The following is a 24742-nucleotide window of genomic DNA, read 5'->3' as shown; positions in this document are numbered from 1 at the left end:
ACCCATCGTCCTTTTTATCATCATTACCTGCTCATAACTGTATTTTTGAAGCAGGCAAGCCCTACCCGGGCCATTGCACTATTAGCCATACGACAAATTCTCACGATTGTCTGGAGAAAACGGCCGGCCACGTGGCTGCGAGAAAGTGCCAAACAACTCCAGACAGGTATATTACAAAATAATTTGTAGTGAAATTACCAGCAACGTTGTATAGTCGTATAAATTCCCGACCTACAATAAAGACTCCGGATATGCCACAACCAGCGCTTAATACTACCGCCAGCTTCCAAGCCTTGCATGCACATTACGCAGCAGTCAAAGATTTATCGTTGCGCGAACTGTTTGCCGCTCCGTCTGCCCCACCCGCCTCGTCGCGCTTTGAACAGTTCTCGCTCAAGGCGGCTGGCTTATTCCTGGATTATGCAAAAAACAATGTAACGTCGGAGACCATGGCGCATTTGTTTGCCCTTGCCCGCGAACGCAAAGTCGAAACGCAACGCCAGGCGATGTTTGCCGGCGCAAAAATCAATACCACCGAACACCGTGCCGTACTGCACACAGCCCTGCGGGCGCCACGCCTGCCTGCGCTGGAACTTGACGGCCAAGACATCAGCGCCGACGTCCATGCTGTCCTGCAGAGAATTCAGACATTCACCACCGCACTACGTTCCGGAGCATGGCTCGGCTACAGCGGCAAGCCGATCACGGATATCGTTAATATCGGCATCGGCGGCTCCGATCTCGGCCCCAAGATGGTATGCCAGGCGCTACGTCCCTATCAACGAGCCGACCTGCGTCTGCATTTCGTCTCCAACGTCGACGGCGACGATCTTGATGCCGTGCTGCAGCAAGTCGATCCGCAAACCACGTTATTCGTAATTGCCTCGAAAACCTTCACAACAGCAGAAACCATGATGAACGCGCACTCCGCGCGCAACTGGTTTTTGCAGAATGCGACCGGCGCGCAAGAGTCCGATCTACGCAAGCACTTCGTTGCGGTCTCCACCAATGTCGAGGGTGTCACAGCGTTCGGCATCGATGCCGCCAATATGTTCCCGTTCTGGGATTGGGTCGGCGGCCGTTATTCAGTGTGGTCGTCAATCGGCTTGTCGGTAGCACTGGCGGTCGGCTTCGACCAGTTCAGCGAATTCCTGGCCGGCGCACATGCCATGGACCAGCACTTCCAAAGCGCGCCGCTGGAACAGAACATGCCCGTTATCCTGGCATTGCTGGGCGTCTGGTACCGCAATTTCTTCGATTACCGCTCCGTCTCGATAGCGCCTTACCATCAGGATCTGGGAAATTTCCCGTCCTATCTGCAGCAACTGGAAATGGAAAGCAACGGCAAGCGCGTCACCCTCGACGGCCGTGCGGTTGATGCTGCCACCTGCCCGATTATCTGGGGCAATGTCGGCACTAACGGCCAGCACGCTTACTTTCAATTACTGCATCAGGGCACCGACATTACGCCGGTCGATTTCATTGCAACGTTGAACGCCAGCCATAATTTACCCGGCCATCAAGCCGCACTACTGGCTAACTGCTTCGCCCAGTCGGAAGCGCTGATGCGTGGCAAGCATGCGGACGAAGTACAAGCTGAAATGCAAGCCAAAGGCATGCCGCCGGAACAGATCGCCGCCTTGCTGCCGCATCGCACCTTCCCTGGCAATCGTCCCAGCAACACCATCTTGATGGATGCACTGACTCCCGCCAACCTCGGCGCGTTGATCGCCTTGTACGAGCATAAGGTATTCGTCCAGGGCGTTATCTGGGACGTCAACAGTTTCGATCAATGGGGTGTCGAACTGGGCAAGGTTTTGGCAAGCAATATCTTGAACGAACTAACCGCTGCTCCTGCCCCCCAAGGTCACGACAGTTCGACTAACGGCTTGATTGCGATGGCGCGTACAGCATTATCCTGATCAGGTTATATTTTCCTGGCTGGATGAAAATGTGCGATGCACGTCCATCCGGCCTCTGTCTCTCATCTCACTAGCGGTAGTAATTTATAGGTCTCACTTATCATGGCTCTTGCAGAATTTGATTTGGCAATCTTTGGCGGCACCGGCGACCTGGCAATGCGTAAGCTGCTGCCGGCAATGTATGCGCGCGACCGCGCTAACGATCTTCCTCCGGATGCACGCATCCTGTGCATCGGACGGCATGACAGCAGCGACGAAGATTTCATCAAGCACGTAGAGCGGGATGCCAAGCCGCACGTCAGCAAGGAGAGCTTCGATACCACCGTCTGGCAGCGTTTTTGCAAGCGCATCAAGTACGTTGGCATGGACGCCACCGATGCGGCCTCCTACCAAGCCCTGGTCGAAGCCATGCGGCCTGACCACGCGGTTACCAATGTGTTTTACCTGGCGACGCCGCCTAGCCTGTTCTCGAAAATCTGCAAGAACCTGGCTGCCAGCGGCCTCGCCACTTCCAACTCACGCGTGGTATTGGAAAAACCTTTAGGCCGTGACCTCGCCAGCGCCAAGCAGATCAATGCCGAAGTCGGCCAGGTCTTTGCCGAATCGCAGATTTTCCGTATCGATCACTATCTCGGTAAAGAGACCGTGCAAAACCTGCTGGCGCTACGCTTCGGCAATGTGTTGTTCGAGCCGCTGTGGCGCCGGGAATGGATTTCCGATGTACAGATCACCATCGCCGAACAACTCGGCGTCGGTAACCGCATGGGCTACTACGAAACTTCTGGCGCTTTGCGTGACATGCTGCAAAATCACCTGTTGCAACTGTTATGTATCGTCGCCATGGAGCCGCCGGTATCGATTACTCCGGATGCCGTACGTGATGAAAAGCTCAAAGTACTGCGTTCGCTAAAGCGCTTCACGCCGACTACGCTGGCGCACAACGTGGTGCGTGGACAGTATCGCTCCGGCCATGTTGAAGGCGTCGCCGTACCTGGTTATCGCAAAGAGGCTGACGCTAATCCGCAGTCGCGCACTGAAACCTTTGTGGCACTGAAGGCTGAAGTCGACACCTGGCGCTGGGCCGGCGTACCGTTTTACCTGCGTACCGGCAAACGCATGGCCGATTCGCTGGCGGAAATCGTGATTCGCTTCAAGACTATTCCGCATTCGATTTTTGCCCAACCGAACAGCAGCTTCGAGCCGAACTGCCTGGTCATCCGCTTGCAACCGGATGAAGGCCTGACCCTGAACCTGATGGCCAAGACCCCCGGTGACGGCATGCGTTTGAAACCGGTTGAGCTGGAACTGAATTTCCGCGAGAGCTTCAAATCGCCGCGCATGGAAGCCTACGAACGATTGCTGCTGGACGTCTTGCGCGGCCAGTTGACACTATTCATGCGCAGCGACGAACTGGAAGCGGCATGGGAATGGGTAGAACCGATCCTGGAATTCTGGGATCAGGAAGAAGACGATCCGATTCCTTACACTGCCGGCACCTGGGGCCCGGCAGCGGCCAGCGCCCTGATTGCACGCGACGGCTTGCAATGGCGTGAAGAATCGCTACCAGAACTGTAACCGGGTCAGGATCTCGAATGACGATGCTACTGGATGCGATCAAGACTCAGATCGACTTGCTGTCGAAGTCGGAGAAAAAAGTCGCGTTGACCATTCTCGACAATCCGCAACTGGCGCTGGCGGAAAACATCACCGCCCTGGCAAAGAACGCGCAAGTATCGGAACCGACAGTTGTGCGTTTTTGCCGTGCCATCGGTTACGAGGGCTGGCATGATTTCAAGCTGAAGCTGGCGCAAAGCCTGGCTGTGGCCCTGCCAGGCGCCAACGAAATGCTGGCGCAAGACGATATCGCCGCCGATCTGGTCAACAAGATTTGCAGCCGCTCGATTAACACCCTGCTCGATCTGCGCAACCATTTAAGCGCCGATGCGATCCAGCGAGCGCTCGACGTCTTGCTCAAGGCGAACAAGATCGAGTTCTATGGCCAAGGCACTTCGGGTATCGTCGCCGCGGACGCACAGCACAAGTTTTTCCGCTCCGGTGTCCCTACCGTCGCCTACTCCGATCCGCACATCCACAGCATCGCAGCTTCGTTGTTGCAGCCGGGCGACGCAGTGGTCGCCATCTCGCAGCGCGGCGGCAATGCGGCCTTGTTGCGCAGCGTCCAGCTGGCGAGAAAAGGCGGCGCGGATATCATCGTGCTTGGCCCCAGCGGTACCCCGCTGGCAGAACTGGCCACGGTGCTGGTGCCGATCGACCTGAGTTTCAATACCGATCCCTACACGCCCATCTCGGCGCGCCTGGCGCACCTGGTGGTGATCGATATCCTGGCAGTCGGGCTGGCGCTCAAGCGCGGCCCTGAATTCCGCAAGAAAATGCAGAACGCGCAGAAAGCCTTGCAGCAGTTCGACATGCAGTTCGATTCATTTTTCCGTTGACGTAGTGACATAGCCTCCCTCATTTTTCCTTGGCCGGCACAGACATACCTATAAAAAATACCGACATGAGACCAACTTCTTCCCTCACCAACTATCGTGATCCTGAATTCCTGCGCGACAGGATGCGACGCGACATCGCCTTCTTCCATCCGCGCGCGATTGATCCCACAGGCGGATTTTTCCATTACCTGAGCGACGACGGCAGCGTCTACGATGGCGCCAGCCGGCATCTGGTCAACAGCAGCCGGATGGTGTTTTGCTACGCCCTGGCCTGGCGCCTCGACGGCAAGGAAGAATATCGCGCAGCGGCGCGGCATGGCTTGCGCTTTTTACAGGAACGGCATTGGCAGCCATCTTACGGCGGCTATGCCTGGGTGCTGGAAAACCATGTCGCCGTCGATCGCACCCAGCATTGCTATGGCCTGGCATTCGTACTGCTGGCGCATGCCCACGCGCTGCGCATCGGCATCGACGAAGCAGCCGCCGGTATCGGCGCTACCTTTGAATTGATGGAAAAGCTGTTCTGGTCGGAAGCCGACGGTTTGTACGCCGACGAAGCTACGCCCGATGGCGTTGTATCGTCTTACCGTGGACAGAACGCCAACATGCACAGCTGCGAGGCGCTGATCGCTGCATTTGAAGCAACTGGCGAAAAACGCTATTTGCATCGCGCTGAACTGCTGGCCCACAACATCACAGAGCGCCAGGCGGCGCTGGCCGATGGCTGGATCTGGGAACATTACCACGCCGACTGGAGTGTCGACTGGGAATACAACCGCCACGACAGCAGCAACATGTTCCGCCCGTGGGGCTTCCAGCCCGGCCACATGACCGAGTGGTCGAAGTTGCTATTGCTGCTGGAACGTCATCGCACCCATTTGCAGGGCGGCGCCGACTGGTTGCTGCCGCGCGCCCGGGCACTGTTCGATGTCACCATGCCGGCCGCCTGGGATCAGCAATCCGGTGGGCTGGTGTATGGGCTGGCGCCAGATGGCACGGTCTGTGACGGCGACAAGTATTTCTGGGTACAGGCAGAATCGTTAGCCACCGCAGCGCTGCTGGCAGCATGCAGCGGCGACCAGGCTTATTGGGACAGCTACAACAAATTGTGGGAATACAGCAGCACCCATTTGATCGATCAGGAACGCGGCGGCTGGTATCGCATCCTGCGGCAAGACAACCGACGCTACGGCCCCGAAAAACCGCCGCACGGCAAAACCGATTTCTACCACCCTATGGGCGCGTATCTGGAATCGCTGACGGCTGTCGGCAGCCCGCTTGAATAAGTTACGCTTGAACAAGTCAGGTTTAAATAAGCTACCTTCACATTAAACGTATCAAACACATTGCCTGGATGCTGTCATGTCTGAAACAACCCGATCTGCCCACCCTGTCCGACCGTTCCCTCAATTCATCAGCGCTGGCGAAGCACTCACCGATTTGATACGGGTCGGCGCCGACCAATGGCTGAGCAAGACCGGAGGCTCGACCTGGAATGTGGCCCGCGCCGCTGCCAGCCTGGGCGTTTCCTCGGCTTTCGCGGGGGCTATCAGCCAGGACTGGTTCGGCGATGAGTTGTACGCAGCCAGCCAGGCCGCCGATCTCGATCTGCGCTTCCTGCAGCGCTCCGCGCGCTCACCCCTGCTGGCCGTGGTTTATGAAACCACACCGCCACAATACAATTTCATCGGCGACAACAGTGCCGACCTCTCCTTCGATCCCGCTGCGCTGCCTGGCGGCTGGCAGCAGGCAGCGTCATGGGTGCACTTCGGCGGTATCAGCCTGACCCGTTCGCCGCTGGCGGAACGTCTGATCGAACTGGCCGAGGATCTGCATGGCCGCGGCGTAAAAATCAGCTACGACCCGAATTTCCGCAACGTGATGGACCAGCGTTACGATTCTGTGCTGAAAAAAATGGCGCAGCTGGCGGACGTTATCAAAGTCTCGGATGAAGACCTGGCCGGCCTGTTCCGCACCGACGACACCGAGGCCGCCCTGGCGACGCTACGTGGCTTCAATCCTGATGCCACCGTGTTGCTGACCTTAGGCTCGCAAGGCGCGGCGATCCATGCCGGCGATCAGTATTGGCAAGTGGCGCCGCCGCCAATCACCGTGGTGGACACGGTAGGCGCCGGCGACGCCGGTATCGCCGGCCTGATCTTCTCGCTAATACAAGAGACCGCCTCCGCTGCAACGTCAGCCTCATCCAGCCAGCCTGCGACGCCGGACTGGCTGCAGCATCTGCGATTCTCCGTCGCCTGCGGCTCTGCCGCCTGTCTGAATGCCGGCGCCAAACCACCGCAACTGGCACAAGTACGTGCATTGCTGGAAAAAAACTAGAATTGCGGCATATCCCCTAGGGAGCCATCCTGATTGCAGTCAAATGTATCAAAATTACTTGTAGTAAAAATACAGATTAAAAAATTTCCACAAGAAAACAAATACAAAAAACTGCAATTAGGGACATTCTTAATAGACCTGTCAGCTGCCACAACTATGCGTTACGCGCATGAAAATTCTGCTAGTGCTGTAAATTAGCAACAGAAATATAGTAAAACTACACAAATAAAACAAAAATTTCATAAATCGGTTTACCATCCTTAACAACAAAGCAGTCGGCATTAATTGAACGCAAAGTACTGAACGCTGGTACCCGCAATAACCAAAGTCCGATTCAAGAATTTCGAGCTACAGAAGACTCGGAAAGCAGTGGTCAACGCCACATTTTTACTTAGGAGATGAAATGAGAAAATCCGTTCTGAAAGCCAAGCCACTCGCGATCGCCGCACTTCTGGCTTGCGCATTCGCTGGCCAGGCACAAGCGCAAACCAATGTAATCATCTATGGTCGCGTCGATGCTGGCATCAACTACCAAAGCAATCAAGTGGGCAAAGATGCAAATGGCAATACCGTCCGTGGCGGCCAATGGGGCGTCGGCGGTAATGAATGGGGTACCAGCATGATCGGTTTCAAGGGCACCGAAGATCTGGGTGGCGGCCTGAAAGCGATGTTCACGTTAGAAAGCGGCTTCCAAGCCGACACCGGCCGCTTCAACGGCACCGGCCTGTTTAATCGTCGTTCGACAGTTGGCTTGAACGGTGGCTTCGGTACCGTGAAAATCGGTCGCGATCTGGCTCTGCCAAGCGACAAGGTATGGAGCATCGATCCTACCGGACAACAGAACATGAGTACTTCGACCTTGTTCAAAGGTCGTAACTGGCCACAAACCAGCAACCAGATTCAGTACATCACGCCAGACATGGGCGGTCTCTACGTGCACCTGATGTACGGCGCCGGCGAAGCTGCAGGCTCGACCACACGTGGACCAGCTGGTTCAGGAATCGGTAACAGCACCGGTATCGCAGTTGGTTTTGTACAGCCTACTTACGAATTGCTGGCAATGTACGATACGGCACATGACGAAAACGGCACTTACGACAGCTTGTTCTCGCGTTCCAAGGAAATCACTGTCGGCGGCAACGTAACCTTCGGTGCTGCAAAACTGTACGCCGGCTGGCAAAACCTGTCGGCTCCAGCGCAGGTTCTGACAACTAGCGGCATTGGCGCAGCTAACAAAGCCAATCAGTTCTGGCTCGGCGCCAACTACCAGCTGACCCCTGCTCTGACACTGATCGGCGCGGCTTATCACGTCAAGCTTAACCACGACGTCGGTAGCGCAAATCTGTTCATGCTGGGCACCAACTACAGCCTGTCCAAACGGACTCTGCTGTACGCGAGCATCGGTACTATCCGCAATGGTTCGAACACCGACTTCCAAGTTCAAACCGGCGACAGCACCGGCTTGACTGGACAGAACCAAAACACGTTCTACACTGGTATCAGCCACTCGTTCTAAGACAGCAAGCATCGATGGGCGCGCCGCTTGAGCTCGGCGCGTCGATTGACCTTGCTAGTACTACTGTGGTGCTTGCCGCGTGAGCGGCATTAGTGAAAGACGTCCCTGGGTAACTCCCAGATTTTGCCCATTCGCGTGCGAATGGGCATTTTTTATGGGCGCGGCATTTGCAACACTATTTACAAGCCAGCAACCTGAAGCAGCATTGTTTTTACGCCGCCCCTATGACAGAATCGCCAGACCAGAACCCACCCAAGCAAAAAGCCAATGCAACCACTCTCTCCCCAAGAACGATATTCACGGCCGGCCATCCTGCTGCACTGGGCTATTTTCGTATTGGTGGCCCTGGCCTATCTGGCGATCGAAATACGCGGCCCCAAAGGTAGCGCCTCACGCATTTTCTGGACCGCCACCCACTTCTGGGCTGGCTTTAGCGTGCTGATGCTTTCTATCGTCCGGGTTGCCTGGCGCAGCTATCGCTCGCCACCCCCACATGAGGCAGATCTGCCCATCTTGCAATTGCTGTTAAAAGCATCGCATCTGGTGTTATACATATTCATCATCGCCCAACCCATACTCGGCATCCTGACCGTCAACCTCGGCGGCCATCCGGTCAACCTGCCCGGACTGGGCTCGCTTACGGTGATCGGCCCAGACCATGATCTGGCCAAGACAGTGAAAGACATCCACGAAACCCTAGGCAACGTCTTTTATTGGGTAATCGGTTTGCACGCCCTGGCCGCACTGTGGCATCACTTCGTAAAGCGCGACAATACCTTGCGACGGATTATCTAGAAGGGGAAAGATGCAGTGGCGTTGATGCGTTGCGCTGCTTATTTTTTGAGAAAAAATAAGCAGCTGTGCAAGTAGAAATGCAAGTACAAGTTACTACTTAATTACTTAATTACTTAATTACTTAATTACTTAATTACTTAATTACTTAATTACTTAATTACTTAATTACTTGATTACTTGATATGTGAAATCACATTCGGCGACAAGGTCACCTCCTGATCGGTACGCGCCGATTGTACCGGCTTGCCATCACCCTCGGCAGTCATCTTGTCGCTGGCCGATTCGCCCAACGAAGCGATATGCGTCAGGATGCCGCGCTTGGCTTGCCGCTGCAATTCAGCAAACGGACTGGAACGATTGAGCGATACTCCCACGGCCAGCACGTCGATCAATAACAACAGCAAAATCCGCGAAACCATCGGAATATGCATCATGCTGCTTTCGTCGTGCTCGACCGCCAGAGTGTAATGCGCGCGCTTGGCCAATTGCGAATTGCTTGGGGCCAGGGCGATGATGGTGGCGCCGGAATGCACTGCAACCTCGACTGCCGGCGCCAGATGGCGCAAACGTCCGGAATTGGAAATCACCACTACGACGTCGCTGCTTTTCAGCATGGCGGCAGAAACTTCCTGCAACTGCGGATCGGTATAGGCCGAGGATGGAATCCCCAGGCGGAAGAATTTTTGCTGTGCGTCTTCCGCTACCAGGCCACAGCTGCCGAAGCCGTAGAATTCGATACGGCTGGCCTGGCTCAAGGCTTCGATCACCCGCGACAGGGTATCGGCGTTGAGGTTGTCGCGCACTTCCATCATCGCTGAAATTGTGTTATCGACCACCTTGACGCCGACATCCAGCGACGAATCGCCGACGTGAACCTGACTGTGCGCAACCGGTACCGTGCCAGTGACACCCGAGGCCAGCTTCAGCTTGAAATCAGCCAGGCCCTGGCAACCCATGGTGCGGCAAAAGCGAATCACCGTCGGCTGGCTGACATCGGCACGCCGGGCGATTTCTGAAATCGGTTCGCTCATTACGGCGCGTGGATGGGCCAGGATCAGGCTCGCAACCTTTTGCTCGGCGGGTGAAAACTGATCGCGCGCTTTACGGATTTTTTCCAGGATAGGTACGGCGTTGCCGCCACCGAGATGCTCGGAAAGGATAGCTGCAACCCCAACGAAGGCTGGATAAGGCGCAGTAATGACAAAGGTCGGGACTTTGGCCAGGTAACTACTGAAGCGCCCTTTGCTTTCGAAACGCGCGCGAAACGGTGAACGTGCGAAATAATCGCCCAAGCGCGGCACCACGCCGCCGCCGATATACAAGCCGCCCAGCGTACCCAAAGTCACTGCGACGTCGCCCGCTACCGTGCCCAGCATCGCACAAAAACATTCCACTACTTCCATGCACAAGGGATCCCCGCCTTGCAGTGCGCGCTCGACGATCTGCGCGGTATGCAAGGGCTCAGCCTTGACGATTCCTTGCAAGTCGGCCAAGGCATGGTAAATCATCTCGATACCGGGGCCGGAAACCAGGCGCTCGGCAGAAACGTGCGAATAAGTACGCCAGCAATAGGCCAGCACAGCCGCCTCGCGCGCATCGCCGGGGGCGAATGTGACATGGCCGCCTTCGCTGCCCAATGCAATCCAGCGTCCTTCCGTAGGAATCAAACCGCCTACGCCCAGTCCGGTACCGGCGCCAACCAGGCCGATCACACCGCCACTCAACGCCCGGCCACCGCCAACCTGAATGCAATGCGATTGCTCCAGATGCGGCAACGACATCGACAGCGCGGTGAAATCATTGACCACCAGCAGCGTATCCAGATTCAGGCGGCGGCGCGTATTTTCAATCGAAAATTCCCAATGATGATTGGTCATCTTGATGTCGTCGCCCTGCACCGGGTTGGCTATCGCGATCGCCGCATGCCGCACTTGCAAACGTGCGCTGACAGGCACGTTTGCAGCCAGGTACGCCTCGACCGCCAGCGCAAATTCGGCGTAGTCAGCACAGCGCAAGGTCTGAATCGTATCGATCTGGCCCGGCGCACGCTCTAACCCGAAGCGCGCATTGGTGCCGCCGACATCTGCCAGCAGGCGGGGACCATCCAGATAGCTAGTTGCCGAATTCTCGCTAGCGCTCATGATCGTGGATGAAGACATGGTGTAAAACTTTCACTTAAATGCTAATACTGTTAGTAGGATGTGCGGTAGCGATTTTTTACACGCTTTGTCACGCTTTTCCGCACGTCTCAAATTTTTCAATCAGGCAACTCAACGATCTTCCGGCCACTGGGCCCCTGCACGCGCCATCATCGCAAACGACGCTGTCGGTCCCCAACTGCCTGCCATATAAGGTTTAGGCTGGGATGAACTGCTTTGCCAGTGATGCAGCAGCGGCTCGACCCAGCGCCAGGCTGCCTCTTGTTCGTCGCGCCGCACGAACAAAGACAAATTTCCACGAATTGCATCCAGCAACAAGCGCTCATACGCTTCCGCCCGGCGCTGCTTGAACGCCTGGTCGAACGCCAGGTCAAGCGCTACCGGCTGTACCGTCATGCCATCGCCAGGCTGTTTCGCCAGGCAATGCAGTTGAATCGATTCGTCCGGCTGCAGGCGGATCACCAGGCGGTTGCTGCTGCCCCCGGCCTGCCCGCCTGGCATCGGCAAAATGGCGTGCGGGATAGGCCGGAAGGTGATCACGATTTCTGCCGTGCGCTGCGCCAGACGTTTGCCAGTGCGCAAGAAGAACGGCACCCCGGCCCAACGCCAGTTATTGATCTCTGCATGCAGCGCGACGAAGGTTTCCGTATGCGATTGGGCGGCGACCCCTGGTTCCTGCTGATAACCAGCAACCGATTGTCCGTCGACTGCGCCCGACACATACTGGCCGCGCACCGCTTTAAGCTCCATGTCTTCCTGCGAAAACGGCTTCAATGCGCGCAATACCCGTAATTTTTCATCACGCACTGCATCCGCATCCAGCGACGTCGGCGGCTCCATCGCCACCATGCACAATAATTGCAGTAAATGGTTTTGCACCATGTCGCGCATGGCGCCGGTAGCGTCATAGAACTCACCGCGGCCCTCAACGCCCAACTGCTCGGCAATCGTCAGTTGCACGTGCGCTACCGACTCGCGTCGCCACAGCGGTTCAAACAAAGAGTTAGCAAAACGCAAAGCCAACAGGTTTTGCACCGCCTCCTTGCCCAGGTAATGATCTATACGATAAATCTGGTCTTCGGCAAACACGCGGGCTACCGCATCGTTGATCGCCCGCGAGGACAGCAAATCATGGCCAAGCGGCTTCTCCAGCACCAGCCGCGCCTGCGACAGATCGATATCGCTGGCGGCAAGATTGGCGCAGATCGGCTCGAACAACGACGGCGAAGTCGCCAGATAAAACACCGACACCGCTTTGCTGGCTGCCAGCGTCTTTGCCAGCAACTGATAACCGGCGCGGTCCAGCAGATCCAGCGGCAGATAAGTGATGCGCGCCAGAAAACTCTGCCAGTGCGCCTCGTCCTGCACACCTGCCAGCCCGCTTTTCACATAGGGGATAGCGCTCTTGCTGACCCAGGCCAGGTAATCCTCCTGGCTGAAATCCTGCTTGGCGACACAGATGATGCGGCCGTCTTGATGCAACTTCCCTTCCCGATGGGCAACAAACAACGCGGGAAGAATCTTCCGCATGGATAAGTCGCCGGTCGCTCCGAAAAGCGTAAAAGTAAAAGGAATATGTGGTTGCATCAAAATTTTTGTAATAAATAAAAAACTTATATTGCAATATTAATGTAGCATTACTACAATTACAAGCGACGAAAAGAGTAATTCAGGTATATTTGCAGGAAAATTCAAGATCGCATGTAGTTTTACTAGTTTTTGACATGATACACATGGGCAGCGAATTGCGCAGGATTCAGATGATGTGCAAGGATAGTGTCCTGCAGCAATGAATCGCCAATGTGTGTGTAGAGGTTTGAAGTGAGAGTAAGAAAGTAGTGCCTTTAGTACCATTCAGGTAATTAAGTATTCATCGTAAGCATTCATCGCAAACACAACTGAACCAGGAGACAAGAATGAAACTGAGTCAAATAATAAAATCGGTATTCGCAACTACAGCGCTGCTGTCCAGCGCCGCCGCAGTTCACGCGGCAGAAGTGGAAGTACTTCATTACTGGACTTCAGGCGGCGAAGCCAAATCGGTCGCCGAATTGAAAAAAATCATGGAAGCCAAGGGTGTGACCTGGAAGGATTTTGCGGTTGCCGGCGGCGCTGGTGAAAACGCAACTACCGCACTGAAAGCTCGCGTCATCGCCGGCAGCCCTCCGACAGCGGCGCAGATCAAAGGCCCGTCGATCCAGGAATGGGGTCAAGAAGGCGTGCTGGCCAATATCGATGCTGCAGCTACTGCAGGCAAATGGGATTCGCTGTTGCCTAAGGTCGTCTCCAACACCATGAAGTACCAAGGCCACTATGTAGCAGCACCGGTCAACGTGCATCGCGTCAACTGGCTCTGGATCAATCCTGAAGTCCTGAAAAAAGCCGGCGCCAAAACACCAACTACCTGGCCTGAATTCTTCGATGCCGCAGACAAGATCCAGAAAGCCGGCTTCGTCGCTGTCGCCCACGGCGGCCAGCCTTGGCAAGATGCGACCGTATTTGAAACCGTTGCGCTGGGCGTAGGCGGTGCCGATTTCTATAACAAGGCACTGGTCAAGCTGGATCCGGCAACCCTGACCGGCCCAACCATGATCAAGACCTTCGATACCCTGGGCAAGATCAAGGGCTATATCGACAAGAACGCAGCAGGCCGCGACTGGAACCTGGCGACCGCGATGGTCATCAACGGCAAGGCCGGCATGCAATTCATGGGAGACTGGGCTAAAGGCGAATTCACCGCTGCCGGCAAAGTACCAGGCAAGGATTTCCTGTGCGTAGCGGCACCTGGCACCGACAAGTCGTACACCTACAACATCGATTCGATCGCCATGTTCAAGGTCAAGAATCCTGATTCGCAAAAAGCTCAGCTGACACTGGCAACTGCCATCATGAGTCCTGAGTTCCAGGAAGTCTTCAATTTGAACAAGGGTTCGATCCCTGTGCGTCCTGATGTCCCGCGCACAAAATTCGACAGCTGCGCCATCAAGTCGATGGACGACATGGCTGCGTCCAGCAAAGCCGGCACGCTGGAGCCAAGCATGGCGCATGGCATGGCAGTCAATTCAGCGGTGCAAGGTGCTATTCTTGACGTAGTTTCCAAGTTCATGAATTCGAATATGACCTCGCAAGCTGCGGTACAGGCCCTGGCAAAAGCGGCAAAGACGCAATAAGTGTAATTGCTTGATAGTTGTTGATATATGTTGCTCAAATATCATCTACATATCATTTGTTCAATAGCGTAATAAGAGCAGGGGCCGAAGCGAGTAAGATCGTCTTCGGCGCCCGCCGCGCAGGAAGACATGGCAGCGCCACTGCTGCTATGCCTTGCTTCTCGCGCCGGCTCTGATCCTGCTTCAGGAGACTTGCATGTCCGATCACACCCTCCCCTATACAGCTGCCGCTGTCGGGAGTTCAAGCAACACGCCCAAGCAGCAAGGGCGCATTGCGGCAATCGCCGATGCCTGGTTACCGCGCATCGTATTGTCGCCCACCATCATCCTGTCACTGGTCTTTGTCTATGGCTTCATTGGCGTCACCGCCTGGCTGTCGTTTACCAATTCACGGATGCTGCCGAACTACGAAATTTCCGGCTTCAATCAATATGTCACGCTGTTCGGCCTGGATCGCTGGTGGGTTGCTGCCGCCAACCTGGGCATTTTCGGCGGTTTATTCATTCTGTTCTGCCTGGCCATCGGCCTCATCATGGCGATCTTCCTGGACCAGCAAATCCGCGGCGAAGGTGCATTGCGCGCGATCTACCTGTATCCGATGGCGCTCTCGTTCATCGTTACCGGCGCCGCCTGGAAGTGGATTTTGAATCCGGGCCTGGGCCTGGAAAAAATGATGCACGACTGGGGCTTCGCCAATTTCCATTTCGACTGGCTGGTGAATTCCGATTTTTCGATCTATACGGTAGTGATCGCGGGTGTCTGGCAATCATCCGGATTCGTGATGGCCTTGTTCCTGGCCGGTCTGCGCGGCATCGACGACAGCATCATCAAAGCGGCCATGGTCGACGGCGCCAGCTTGCCGACCATCTATCGGCGCATCGTGATTCCGGCGCTGCGGCCGGTGTTCTTCAGCGTGTTGCTGGTGCTGGCCCATATCGCGATCAAGAGCTTCGACTTGGTCATGGCGCTGACCGCAGGCGGCCCTGGAACCTCTTCCGACCTGCCGGCAATTTTCATGTATCAATTCTCCTTCTCACGCGGTCAGCTTGGCGTAGGTGCAGCCTCGGCCATGATGATGCTGGCAACCGTACTCGCAGTGCTGGTGCCCATGATGTACCTGGAAACCAAAGGAGCGCGCAATGGCCGCTAACAGCACTAGCAACACTATCTATAACGAAAACAGCAAGCTCAGCGCCGGCCGCGTAGTGATTTACGCCCTGCTGGTTTTGGTTGCACTGTACTATCTGGCGCCGCTGTATGTGATGTTGAGTACGTCGGTGAAAACCCTGGACGAAATCCGTTCCGGTAATTTGCTGTCGTTGCCGATGGCGCCGACCGGCGCTGCCTGGAGCAAAGCATGGAGCACCGCGTGTACCGGTGTCGACTGTAACGGCCTGGAGCCGTTCTTCTGGAACTCGATCAAGATATCGGTCCCGGCCGTCTTGATATCGACCCTGCTCGGTTCGCTTAACGGCTACGTGCTGGCGCACTGGCGCTTCCGCGGTTCGGAAATCCTGTTCACGGCCTTGATGGTGGGCTGCTTCATTCCATTCCAGGTAGTGATCCTGCCGATGGCGCGCCTGCTGGGCACCGTCAACCTGGCAAACACCACAACCGGCCTGGTATTTGTCCATATCGTCTACGGTATCGCCTTTACCACCCTGTTCTTCCGCAATTACTACGTGACGGTGCCGGAAGAGCTGGTCAAGGCGGCAAGAATCGATGGTGCGGGCTTCTTCATGACCTATCGCAAAATCATTTTCCCGTTGTCGCTGCCGATTTTCATGGTCTGCTTCATCTGGCAATTCACGCAAATCTGGAACGACTTCCTGTTCGGCGTGGTGTTCGGCGGCTCCGATGCAAAACCGGTCACGGTGGCGTTGAACAACCTGGTGAATACCTCTACCGGCGTCACCGAATACAACGTCAACATGGCGGCGGCAATCATTGCCGCGCTGCCGACCTTGGTGGTGTATCTGCTGGCTGGCAAATACTTTGTGCGCGGCCTGACTGCTGGTGCGGTCAAGGGTTGAGAATAAAATTTAAGGAATGATTTAATAATGGCAAGCTTATCAATTCGCAATGTGCGCAAGGTTTACCCGAACGGTAATGAAGTCCTCAAGGGCATCGACCTGGAAATCGAAGACGGCCAGTTTCTGATCCTGGTCGGCGGCTCCGGCTGCGGCAAATCAACCCTGCTGAACATGATTGCCGGACTGGAAACGGTGTCCGAGGGACAGATCATGATCGGCGACCGCTGCGTCAACGATGTACCGCCGAAAGAGCGCGACATCGCCATGGTGTTCCAGTCCTACGCCCTGTATCCGACCATGACCGTGCGTGAGAACATTTCGTTTGGCCTGGGCATCCGCAAGGTACCGAAAGCAGAACAAAAGCAGATCGTCGACCGCGTCGCCACTACGCTGCAAATCACGCATCTGCTGGATCGCAAGCCGGCGCTGTTGTCCGGTGGACAACGCCAGCGGGTCGCCATGGGCCGTGCGATCGCACGCGATCCATCGCTGTTCCTGTTCGATGAACCACTGTCCAACCTGGATGCCAAGCTGCGGGTCGAGATGCGCGCGGAAATCAAGCTGATGCATCAGCGCCTGGGCAGCACCATCGTGTATGTCACGCATGACCAGATTGAAGCGATGACCCTGGGCGACCGTATCGCCGTGATGAAAGACGGCGTGGTGCAGCAGTTCGGTAGCCCGCAAGAGATCTATGACAACCCTAGCAACCTGTTCGTGGCTGGTTTCATCGGCTCACCGTCGATGAATTTCATGCGCGGCAACCTGGTGGCGAATGGCCATGGTCCGGCATTCGAACTCGAGCATGCAGGGCAAAAAACCCTGTTGCCGCTGGCGCCGGCGCAAGCGCAAGATCCGAAAATCGCTTCCTGGATCGGCCGCGAAATCATCCTCGGCATCCGTCCGGAACACGTCACCGACGCGCAAAGCGCACGCGGCTCGGAATCCCATGACAGCAACGGCAACTATCATCCGACGGAAGTCGGCTGCACGGTTGAGCTGACTGAACCTACCGGCCCGGATACGCTGGTGTTTACCAACTTCAATAACGCCCGCGTAACTTGCCGTACGCATCCACGTGCTGCGGCTAAGCCTAAGGATAAGATGCAGCTGGCGTTCGACCTGTCGAAGGCGGTTCTGTTTGATGCCGAGACTGAGGACCGGATTCGCTGAAGGTGACATAGGCCGGTGACGCAGACCGGCCAGATCAGAATATAAGGTATTGCTGATCTGGCACCTGTTCATCGGTCCATTTGTGTTGTGCAAGCATAAATTGCGTAGAATGGCTGGGAAGTATCCCGCTGTCGTTCCGACTAACAGTTCTGTTTTTCTACGCTGCCATGAACCAACTCGAACAACTCAAGCAATTCACCACCATCGTTGCCGATACCGGCGACTTTCAGTCCATCCAGGCGTTTGCGCCGCGCGACGCCACCACCAATCCGTCGCTGATCCTGAAAGCGGTGCAGAAGCCGGAATACCAGCCGCTGCTGAGCCAGACCGTGAAGGCGCACAGCCAGCAATCGACTACCGACATCATCGATCATTTGCTGATCACATTCGGCAAGGAGATCCTGAAAATCATCCCGGGCCGGGTTTCAACCGAAACCGATGCGCGCCTGTCGTTCAATACCCAAGGTACCATCGACAAAGGGCACGCCCTGATCAAGCTGTACGAAGCCGCCGGCATAGACCGTGAACGCGTGCTGATCAAGGTCGCCTCTACCTGGGAAGGCATACGCGCTGCCGAAGTACTGCAAAAGGCCGGCATCCATTGCAACCTGACCTTGCTGTTTTCATTGCCACAGGCGATTGCCTGTGCCGAAGCTGGCGTGCAGCTGATCTCGCCATTCGTCGGCCGTATCTACGACTGGTACAAGAAATCCAGCGGCCAGGATTACACCGGCGCCGACGATCCAGGCGTGCAGTCGGTCAAACAGATCTACAGCTATTTCCGCAAATACGGCTACGCCACCGAAGTCATGGGCGCCAGCTTCCGCAATACGTCCCAAATCGTCGAACTGGCCGGTTGCGACCTGCTCACCATCAGTCCCGACTTGCTGCAGAAACTGGCGGAAAGAGACGCTCCGGTCAGCCGCAAGCTGAGCCCGGAAGCTGCGCAACTGAGCACTCAGGAAAAAATCGACATGGACGAAATCACTTTCCGCACCATGTTGAACGACGATGCAATGGCGACCGAAAAGCTGGCGGAAGGAATACGCCAGTTCAGCGCCGACGCAGTCAAGCTGGAAAAACTGGTAGACGCTTTGCGTTGATGATCGCCTGCGCAAGCCCGCGCATCGCTCCATTGTCATAAAAAAATGGCCCCAATGTGAATTGGGACCATTTTTTCTTGCATGCTTACTTATTTGCTTACTTATTTGTTTACTTGAACACCACCGTCTTGTGCCCGTTGAGCAAAATCCTGTGTTCGATAAACCACTTCACCGCCCTCGCCAGCACCACGCATTCAACGTCGCGCCCGATGGCGGTCAAGGTCTCAGGCTCCATCGCGTGGTCAACCCGTGCCACGTCCTGTTCGATGATCGGACCTTCATCCAGATCGCCGGTGACGAAATGGGCTGTGGCGCCGATCAGCTTCACGCCGCGATCATGTGCCTGGTAGTAAGGTTTGGCGCCTTTGAAACTAGGTAGGAAGGAATGATGGATATTGATTGCCCGCCCCGTCAGCGCACTGCACATGGCAGGCGACAGGATTTGCATATAACGCGCCAACACCACCAGATCGATATTATTGGCCTCGACGATCTCCATCACACGCGCTTCCTGCGCCTGCTTGGCTGCAGCTGAAGCGCCCGCGGCCAACGGCAGATGGTGGAACGGAATGTTATAGCTGGCGGCCAGTTGATAAAAATCGGTGTGATTCGAAACGATCGCCGAAATTTCTACCGGCAGCAAGCCGCTTTTGTAGCGGAACAGCAGATCATTCAGGCAATGGCCGATTTTCGACACCATCAGCATCATGCGCGGCTTCTTGTGCGCATCATGCAATTGCCAATGCATTTGCATGGTATCGCCGAGAGTGGAAAATTCTGCCCTCAGGCGCTCATCGGTAATCGTTGCATCCTCGGAGGAGAAATGCACACGCATGAAAAACAGTGCGGACTGGGCATCGCCAAACTGGGCTGAATCGATGATATTGCAACCGTGGTCCGCCAGGAAGCCGGAGACGCGATGGACGATTCCGCGCTGATCGAGGCAGGACAAGGTGAGTATGTATTCTGGATAGCTCATGATTTTGTGTGAGGCGGGAAGCGCTGTAGCGGTGAGCCAAAAGCGCTATTGTCGCATGCCTGCCTGCACATGACAAAAAAACCAGGGCGGCTTTGACGCCACTCTGGTTAATTGGGGACAAACAGCTAGGTATAAGCACGCCACGCGCGCCCAGATAGCCCCGGCGGCTATCCACGGCCGGACTGGTTGTTCGCCTTGCGCTGTATAGCCAAGGCCAGCCGGCCCGGAGGCCGACCCGACGCTAACTCGAAGTGAACCTTATGCTACGGCAGTAACCGCAGCTGGCTTGACGCTGGCTGGGCTGCTGGTGCCGACTTGCACTTCACCTGTCAGTTGGCCGCCTTCTTCGATGACAACTTTGCCATAACGAATTTTGCCGGAAACCTTGCCGGTCGAATAAATCACCAGCTTTTCACGAACAGTCAGGTCGCCATCGAATTCGCCGTAGATTTCGGCCAGGTCGATTTCAGCCGAACCCTTGAATGCGCCTTTTTCTGCGATATGGATGACGCGCGAATTCATTGTCGCTTCAACCCGGCCTTCTACCACCAAGGTGTCGCAATCGGTAATTTCAACGCCCTTGAGTTTTATGTTCGGGCCGACGATCAGTTTGCTGCCAACTTCATTGGTGCTCGATGACGAGTGATTGACTGGAGTGCTCACAGGATTGCTAGCCTTTGGAATGTTGGAGGTACCGCCGGAAGTCAGGTTGCTGCTGGCACTGAATGGTGAATTAGGTGTTGGTGTTTCGCGCTTGCCGCCGAAAAATGTATCTGATTTAAGCATGGGATCTCCTGAATGGTGTTGCGTGCACTAATGGGCCAGCGCTGTCACATAAAAATGAAAATAAGATAAGCAAATACCTGGATTAGACAAAGGTATAAGACTGAGGTCTCCAGCTTTCGAGAAGATCGTCCGCAAAAAGTTCATGCTTAAAATCATTAATTTGTAACCGTCGCTCAGATGCTGCAACTGGAAAAATCGATTCCATTAGCTTTTGATTATCAATCATTTATCTTCTTCGCGTACGATAAATAATCACAAGACAAGCATAAGCACACGCTTGATATTTCTATGACAATGCCGGCATGCGCTCAACCGGCAAACCTGTGGCGGCAATGCGTTACAATCTTGGAATCCGTTTCCGTTATCAAGAAAAAAATGCGCCAATACCTAGATCTCATGCGTCATGTGCAACAACATGGCACCGTCAAGACCGACCGCACCGGCACCGGCACCCGCTCGGTATTCGGCTACCAGATGCGTTTCAATCTGCAAGACGGCTTTCCCTTGCTTACCACTAAAAAACTGCATCTGCGATCGATCATCCATGAGCTGATCTGGTTTCTGGCCGGCTCTACCAACATCCAGTATCTAAAAGACAATGATGTAAAAATCTGGGACGAATGGGCCGATGCCGACGGCAACTTGGGGCCGATCTATGGTTATCAATGGCGCTCCTGGCCAACCCCGGGTGGCGAGCATATCGACCAGATCAAGCAAGTGGTTGAGCAAATCAAGAGCAATCCGGATTCGCGGAGGCTGATCGTCTCGGCCTGGAATGTGGCCGATATCCCGCAGATGAAACTGCCGCCCTGCCATGCCTTCTTTCAGTTTTACGTGGCCGACGGCAAGCTGTCTTGCCAGTTGTACCAGCGTAGCGCCGATATTTTCCTTGGGGTGCCGTTTAACATCGCTTCCTATGCTTTGCTGACACATATGATGGCGCAGCAATGCGGGCTTGAAGTGGGAGATTTTATCTGGACCGGCGGCGATTGCCATTTGTATTCCAACCACACAGCGCAAGTCGAAGAGCAGTTGTCACGCACACCCGGCCCGCTGCCGTGTTTGGAAATCAAGCGCCATCCGGAGTCGATTTTCGATTATCGTTTTGAGGATTTTGATATCGTCGATTATCACCCGCAGGCGCACATCAAGGCGCCGGTGGCAGTGTAGGCTTCCGAGATCAGGGGCGCCATTCGGTTGCGAATCGTCGACTTAGTGATCTGGGGTCGGAGTCAACTTTCGCAGGCTTTATCGCGAAACTTGACTCCGACCTCACATCACGGCTACGGAGTAAGGTAGTTCACTTATCGCCGGTTTGGTTCTTTCCGTTTTTACTGCTTCTGCTCCGTGGTCCACTAAGCGGGGTCAGAGTGAAGTTTCGGCGGTAAGGCATGCGAAAGTTCACTCTGACCCCGGTTAGTTCGGGCTGCTTGTCGCGTGGACCGTAAAGCCCCATTCATAAAGCGGACATTTCTATTTTGCTTTTACGCACCCAGCGTATTAGCTGCCTCGCGTTGGCTCGGCAGCAGGTTTGGCGGAAGGCGTATCTTGCCAGCCTCCACCCAAGGCTTTGTATAGCGACACGGTGGCTTTCAGGCGCTTCAGCTTAATCTGGCCGAGTTCGTTCTGTACTTCCGACAACGAGCGCTGGGTATCCAGTACCGTCATCAAATCCTCCGCGCCGACGCGATAGCGAATTTCGGATAGGTCGAAAGCAAAGCGCGCCTGCTCCATTTCCGTGATTTTCAACTGGCGTTGTTCATCCAGGCTGCGGATCTGTCCCAACGCCGTGTCGACTTCTGACAGCGCGGCAATCACGGTCGAACGATAGATCTGCACCAACTCCTGCTTCTGCGCGATCGCCAGGTCACGCTGGCTGTTGAGACGGCCGGCGTCGAAAATAGGTGCGACCAGTCCCGCACCCAGGTTGGCTAGCATATTGGGGCCGTTAAACAGCGACAGCAAAGCATTACTTTGGCCGCCAGCCGAGCCGGTCAGACGGATACTGGGAAACAAGGCGGCGCGCGCCGCAGCAACGTTGGCGTTGGCTGCCGCCAGCTCTGCTTCGGCATGACGGATATCCGGGCGGCGAGAGAGCAATTCCGACGGCAGACCCGGGGTCACCTGCGGCAGCAGAATCTTTGCGAGGCCAGGTTCGTTGACGGTAAACGTCTGGGGCGGCCGCCCCAGCAAAATCGCCAGCGCAGTCTGCGCTTCACGTTCCTGTTGCTTCAGATCGGGAATCACGGCCTTCTGCCCGGCCACCGCCGAGCGCTGCCGCGCCAGATCCAGCGGCGATGCCGAGCCGGCGCGGCTTTGCGCCGCCACCAGTTTCAGCACGCGCTCTGCATTGTCGACGTTTTTCTGGGCAATTTCGATGCGGTCGCGCAGCGACAACACCTGCAGATATGTCGATACGATGCCGCTGGTGACGGTCAGCGCCACCGTTTCCCGGTCATAACGATTCGCTTGCAAAGACGCTTCGGCGGCTGCCAGCCCTGCTCTGTTTTTACCCCAGAAATCAACTTCGTAGCCAATTTCAACCAAACCGCTGGTTGAAGTAACAGCACTGCCGCTGGAGGCCAGCGGCAGTGCGCGATTAACGCTGGTTGAAAAATCTGCGTTCGGCAACAACGGTGCGCCGGCAATCCGCGCTTGCGCCTCGGCCTGCCGCACACGCGATATGGCAGCGGCAATTTCCAGATTGCTGGCCTGCCCTTGTGTCACCAGCAGGCTCAACTCGTCGCTGCCAAACAGCTTCCACCAACTACTGTCGGGCCAGTCCTGCTCACCGTTGTTGGCGGACAGATCCCAGCTCTGGGGAACTTCGACGCTGGGAGTCGCCTCCCGGATCTCAATCTGGCTGGCACATGCTGTCAGCAACAGCAATGCGCTTGCACAAGCGGCAGCGGCGGGCCAGCGGCGACGAGAGAAATAATTCATTTGCAGTTCCCTCAATGCGCTTTAGGTGCCGATGCAGCCGGTGGCGGTGCGGCATTTTTCATCGTCGGCGCGGGCATCGGGGCCGTTGCAGGGATCGGCGCCGCTGCAATCACTGCGGTCGCCGCAGGGACGACCACCTGCTCACCAGGCTCCAGTCCCGTCAAAATTTGCGCTACCTGGTCATTGCGAATACCGATTTTTATCTTGCGCGGACTAGCTTGCGGGTTAGCTTTCGGATTGGCGCCAGCTACATTCACCATGTAGCTGCCATCGACTTCCGGCTTATCCAACAATTTCACCGGCAATATCACGGCATCGTGCGCCTGCGCCAGCACGAAGCGCACTTGCGTGCTCATGCCGCTCATCAGTTCCTCTTGCGGATTATCGACTTCGAACAAGACATTATAAAAAGTCTGCTTGCCTTGTTCGCCTGAGACATCAGCAGGTACCGGGATCACCTGCCGCAATTTGCCCGACCAGCGTTTGCCAGGGTAGCCGGGCGTTGTGAAATACGCCGTCATCCCTTTGCGTAACAGCGGCACGTCGATTTCCGCCACACGGGCCTGCACCGTCAACCGGCTCAAATCAGCAATCCGCATCAGCGGTACATTTGTCTGGCCCGGATTGATCATCTGGCCGGTGCGCGCTGCTACCGACACCACGGTGCCGCTAATCGGCGCCAGCACCTGGGTGTGGCTGCGGGTCTCTTCGTCGTCTTTCAAGGTTGCCTCGATCTGGCGAATCTGGGCATTGATCGCCTCAACCCGGGCCGATGCGGAATACATGCTCATTCGGCTGGATTCGTAGGATTCCTCACGCGTGGCGTTCTCCGCTTTCAACTGTGTCTGGCGTTTGTACTGTAGTTCGGCAAAATCCAGCTGTGCCCGCTGGTCTGCCAGCTCCGCCTGCAATCTGGCCAGTTGGGCGCGATTGCTTTCCAGCCGCGCCGACGGCAAGGTCGGTGTGATCTCGACCACCATCTTGCCGGCTTTGACGTCGTCGCCCACCATCACCAGCACATCCTTGATCTGGCCCGACACCTGGGCCACGACATCGCTGTATTTATGCAATTGCAATTTACCGTTGGCAAACACCGCTTGCTCGATATCACCGCGCCGTACCACCTCAGTCTGCAAAGGGACCGGCACCGGCTTGGGCGCCGGCGGCGGTTTGTGCCAGAACGCTCTCCATACCAGGAATCCCGCTCCCAGTGCAATCAGAAGCGCCAGGATTGCGGTCAGCCAGCGCCGGCCGGAGTGGCCGAGAGTGGATGGCAAAGCAGATTTATCGGTCGGTTCAACAGTCATTGGAGCAAACTCAAAGTACAAACTCAGGATTCATCAAATTTCAGTGGCAACGTACAATTTCTT

At 55.8% G+C, this 24742-nt stretch carries 19 protein-coding genes; 13 read left to right on the top strand and 6 right to left on the bottom strand.

The window, feature by feature from the left end; genetic code table 11:
* The first annotated feature begins 251 nt into the window (after nt 1–251).
* The 7 genes from pgi to BM029_RS05045 all read left to right on the top strand — a co-directional run bounded on the left by pgi (nt 252) and on the right by BM029_RS05045 (nt 9026).
* Nucleotides 252–1922, top strand: coding sequence for a glucose-6-phosphate isomerase (pgi, locus tag BM029_RS05075; RefSeq protein ID WP_092433228.1), 1671 nt, complete (start codon nt 252–254; stop codon nt 1920–1922).
* Between the two features lie 102 nt (nt 1923–2024).
* A complete protein-coding gene (zwf, locus tag BM029_RS05070; protein ID WP_092433224.1) occupies nt 2025–3497 on the top strand; it encodes a glucose-6-phosphate dehydrogenase in 1473 nt (490 codons plus the stop codon).
* Between the two features lie 23 nt (nt 3498–3520).
* The gene (locus tag BM029_RS05065) at nt 3521–4375 is read left to right on the top strand and encodes an SIS domain-containing protein (RefSeq protein ID WP_092352881.1); all 855 of its coding nucleotides are present in this window, start codon (nt 3521–3523) and stop codon (nt 4373–4375) included.
* Nucleotides 4376–4440: 65 nt separating this feature from the next.
* Nucleotides 4441–5661: an AGE family epimerase/isomerase gene (locus BM029_RS05060; RefSeq protein WP_092433219.1), complete on the top strand. Its 1221-nt coding sequence runs from the start codon at nt 4441–4443 to the stop codon at nt 5659–5661.
* Nucleotides 5662–5737: 76 nt separating this feature from the next.
* Nucleotides 5738–6715, top strand: a complete 978-nt coding sequence (locus tag BM029_RS05055) for a carbohydrate kinase family protein (RefSeq protein ID WP_092433217.1) — start codon at nt 5738–5740, stop codon at nt 6713–6715.
* Between the two features lie 403 nt (nt 6716–7118).
* Nucleotides 7119–8231, top strand: a complete 1113-nt coding sequence (locus BM029_RS05050; protein ID WP_092433215.1) for a porin — start codon at nt 7119–7121, stop codon at nt 8229–8231.
* A gap of 267 nt (nt 8232–8498) precedes the next feature.
* Nucleotides 8499–9026: a cytochrome b gene (locus BM029_RS05045; protein ID WP_092433212.1), complete on the top strand. Its 528-nt coding sequence runs from the start codon at nt 8499–8501 to the stop codon at nt 9024–9026.
* Between the two features lie 173 nt (nt 9027–9199).
* On the opposite strand, the gene BM029_RS05040 is transcribed toward BM029_RS05045, so the two are convergent.
* The gene (locus BM029_RS05040) at nt 9200–11185 is read right to left on the bottom strand and encodes a glucokinase (protein ID WP_092433211.1); all 1986 of its coding nucleotides are present in this window, start codon (nt 11183–11185) and stop codon (nt 9200–9202) included.
* Between the two features lie 111 nt (nt 11186–11296).
* Nucleotides 11297–12772 carry a glucose-6-phosphate dehydrogenase gene (gene zwf, locus BM029_RS05035; RefSeq protein ID WP_092433210.1) on the bottom strand — a complete coding sequence of 492 codons (1476 nt, stop codon included), beginning with the start codon at nt 12770–12772 and terminating at the stop codon, nt 11297–11299.
* Nucleotides 12773–13101: 329 nt separating this feature from the next.
* Here zwf (BM029_RS05035) and BM029_RS05030 point away from each other — a divergent pair, with 329 nt between their 5' ends.
* The 5 genes from BM029_RS05030 (at nt 13102) to tal (ending at nt 18664) form a co-directional block, all read left to right on the top strand.
* Nucleotides 13102–14355 (top strand): ABC transporter substrate-binding protein, encoded by a 1254-nt coding sequence (locus tag BM029_RS05030; protein ID WP_092433208.1) that lies wholly within the window; start codon nt 13102–13104, stop codon nt 14353–14355.
* 196 nt (nt 14356–14551) lie between these two features.
* Nucleotides 14552–15505, top strand: a complete 954-nt coding sequence (locus BM029_RS05025; protein WP_244544911.1) for a carbohydrate ABC transporter permease — start codon at nt 14552–14554, stop codon at nt 15503–15505.
* The gene (locus BM029_RS05020; protein WP_092433207.1) at nt 15495–16388 is read left to right on the top strand and encodes a carbohydrate ABC transporter permease; all 894 of its coding nucleotides are present in this window, start codon (nt 15495–15497) and stop codon (nt 16386–16388) included. Before BM029_RS05025 ends, BM029_RS05020 begins: the two co-directional genes overlap by 11 nt.
* Before the next feature lie 27 nt (nt 16389–16415).
* A complete protein-coding gene (locus tag BM029_RS05015) occupies nt 16416–17561 on the top strand; it encodes an ABC transporter ATP-binding protein (protein WP_092433206.1) in 1146 nt (381 codons plus the stop codon).
* A 167-nt stretch (nt 17562–17728) separates the two neighbouring features.
* Nucleotides 17729–18664, top strand: coding sequence for a transaldolase (tal, locus tag BM029_RS05010; protein ID WP_092433205.1), 936 nt, complete (start codon nt 17729–17731; stop codon nt 18662–18664).
* Nucleotides 18665–18773: 109 nt separating this feature from the next.
* On the opposite strand, the gene purU is transcribed toward tal, so the two are convergent.
* Nucleotides 18774–19643 carry a formyltetrahydrofolate deformylase gene (gene purU / locus BM029_RS05005; protein WP_092433203.1) on the bottom strand — a complete coding sequence of 290 codons (870 nt, stop codon included), beginning with the start codon at nt 19641–19643 and terminating at the stop codon, nt 18774–18776.
* Between the two features lie 258 nt (nt 19644–19901).
* Nucleotides 19902–20429, bottom strand: a complete 528-nt coding sequence (locus BM029_RS05000) for a bactofilin family protein (protein ID WP_092433200.1) — start codon at nt 20427–20429, stop codon at nt 19902–19904.
* Between the two features lie 375 nt (nt 20430–20804).
* On the opposite strand from BM029_RS05000, the gene BM029_RS04995 reads away from it, so the two are divergent.
* Nucleotides 20805–21599 (top strand): thymidylate synthase, encoded by a 795-nt coding sequence (locus BM029_RS04995; RefSeq protein WP_092433267.1) that lies wholly within the window; start codon nt 20805–20807, stop codon nt 21597–21599.
* A gap of 330 nt (nt 21600–21929) precedes the next feature.
* Here the strand turns inward: BM029_RS04995 and BM029_RS04990 are convergent, their stop codons facing one another.
* Both BM029_RS04990 and BM029_RS04985 read right to left on the bottom strand, forming a co-directional pair.
* Nucleotides 21930–23372 (bottom strand): efflux transporter outer membrane subunit, encoded by a 1443-nt coding sequence (locus BM029_RS04990; RefSeq protein WP_092433198.1) that lies wholly within the window; start codon nt 23370–23372, stop codon nt 21930–21932.
* An 11-nt stretch (nt 23373–23383) separates the two neighbouring features.
* Nucleotides 23384–24679, bottom strand: coding sequence for an efflux RND transporter periplasmic adaptor subunit (locus BM029_RS04985; protein WP_092433196.1), 1296 nt, complete (start codon nt 24677–24679; stop codon nt 23384–23386).
* Nucleotides 24680–24742 lie beyond the last annotated feature (63 nt).

It is taken from the genome of Collimonas sp. OK607 (assembly GCF_900111995.1).
Lineage (GTDB): Bacteria > Pseudomonadota > Gammaproteobacteria > Burkholderiales > Burkholderiaceae_D > Collimonas.
Note: the sequence above shows the minus strand (reverse complement) of the source record. Positions and strands in the feature narration are given on the sequence as shown.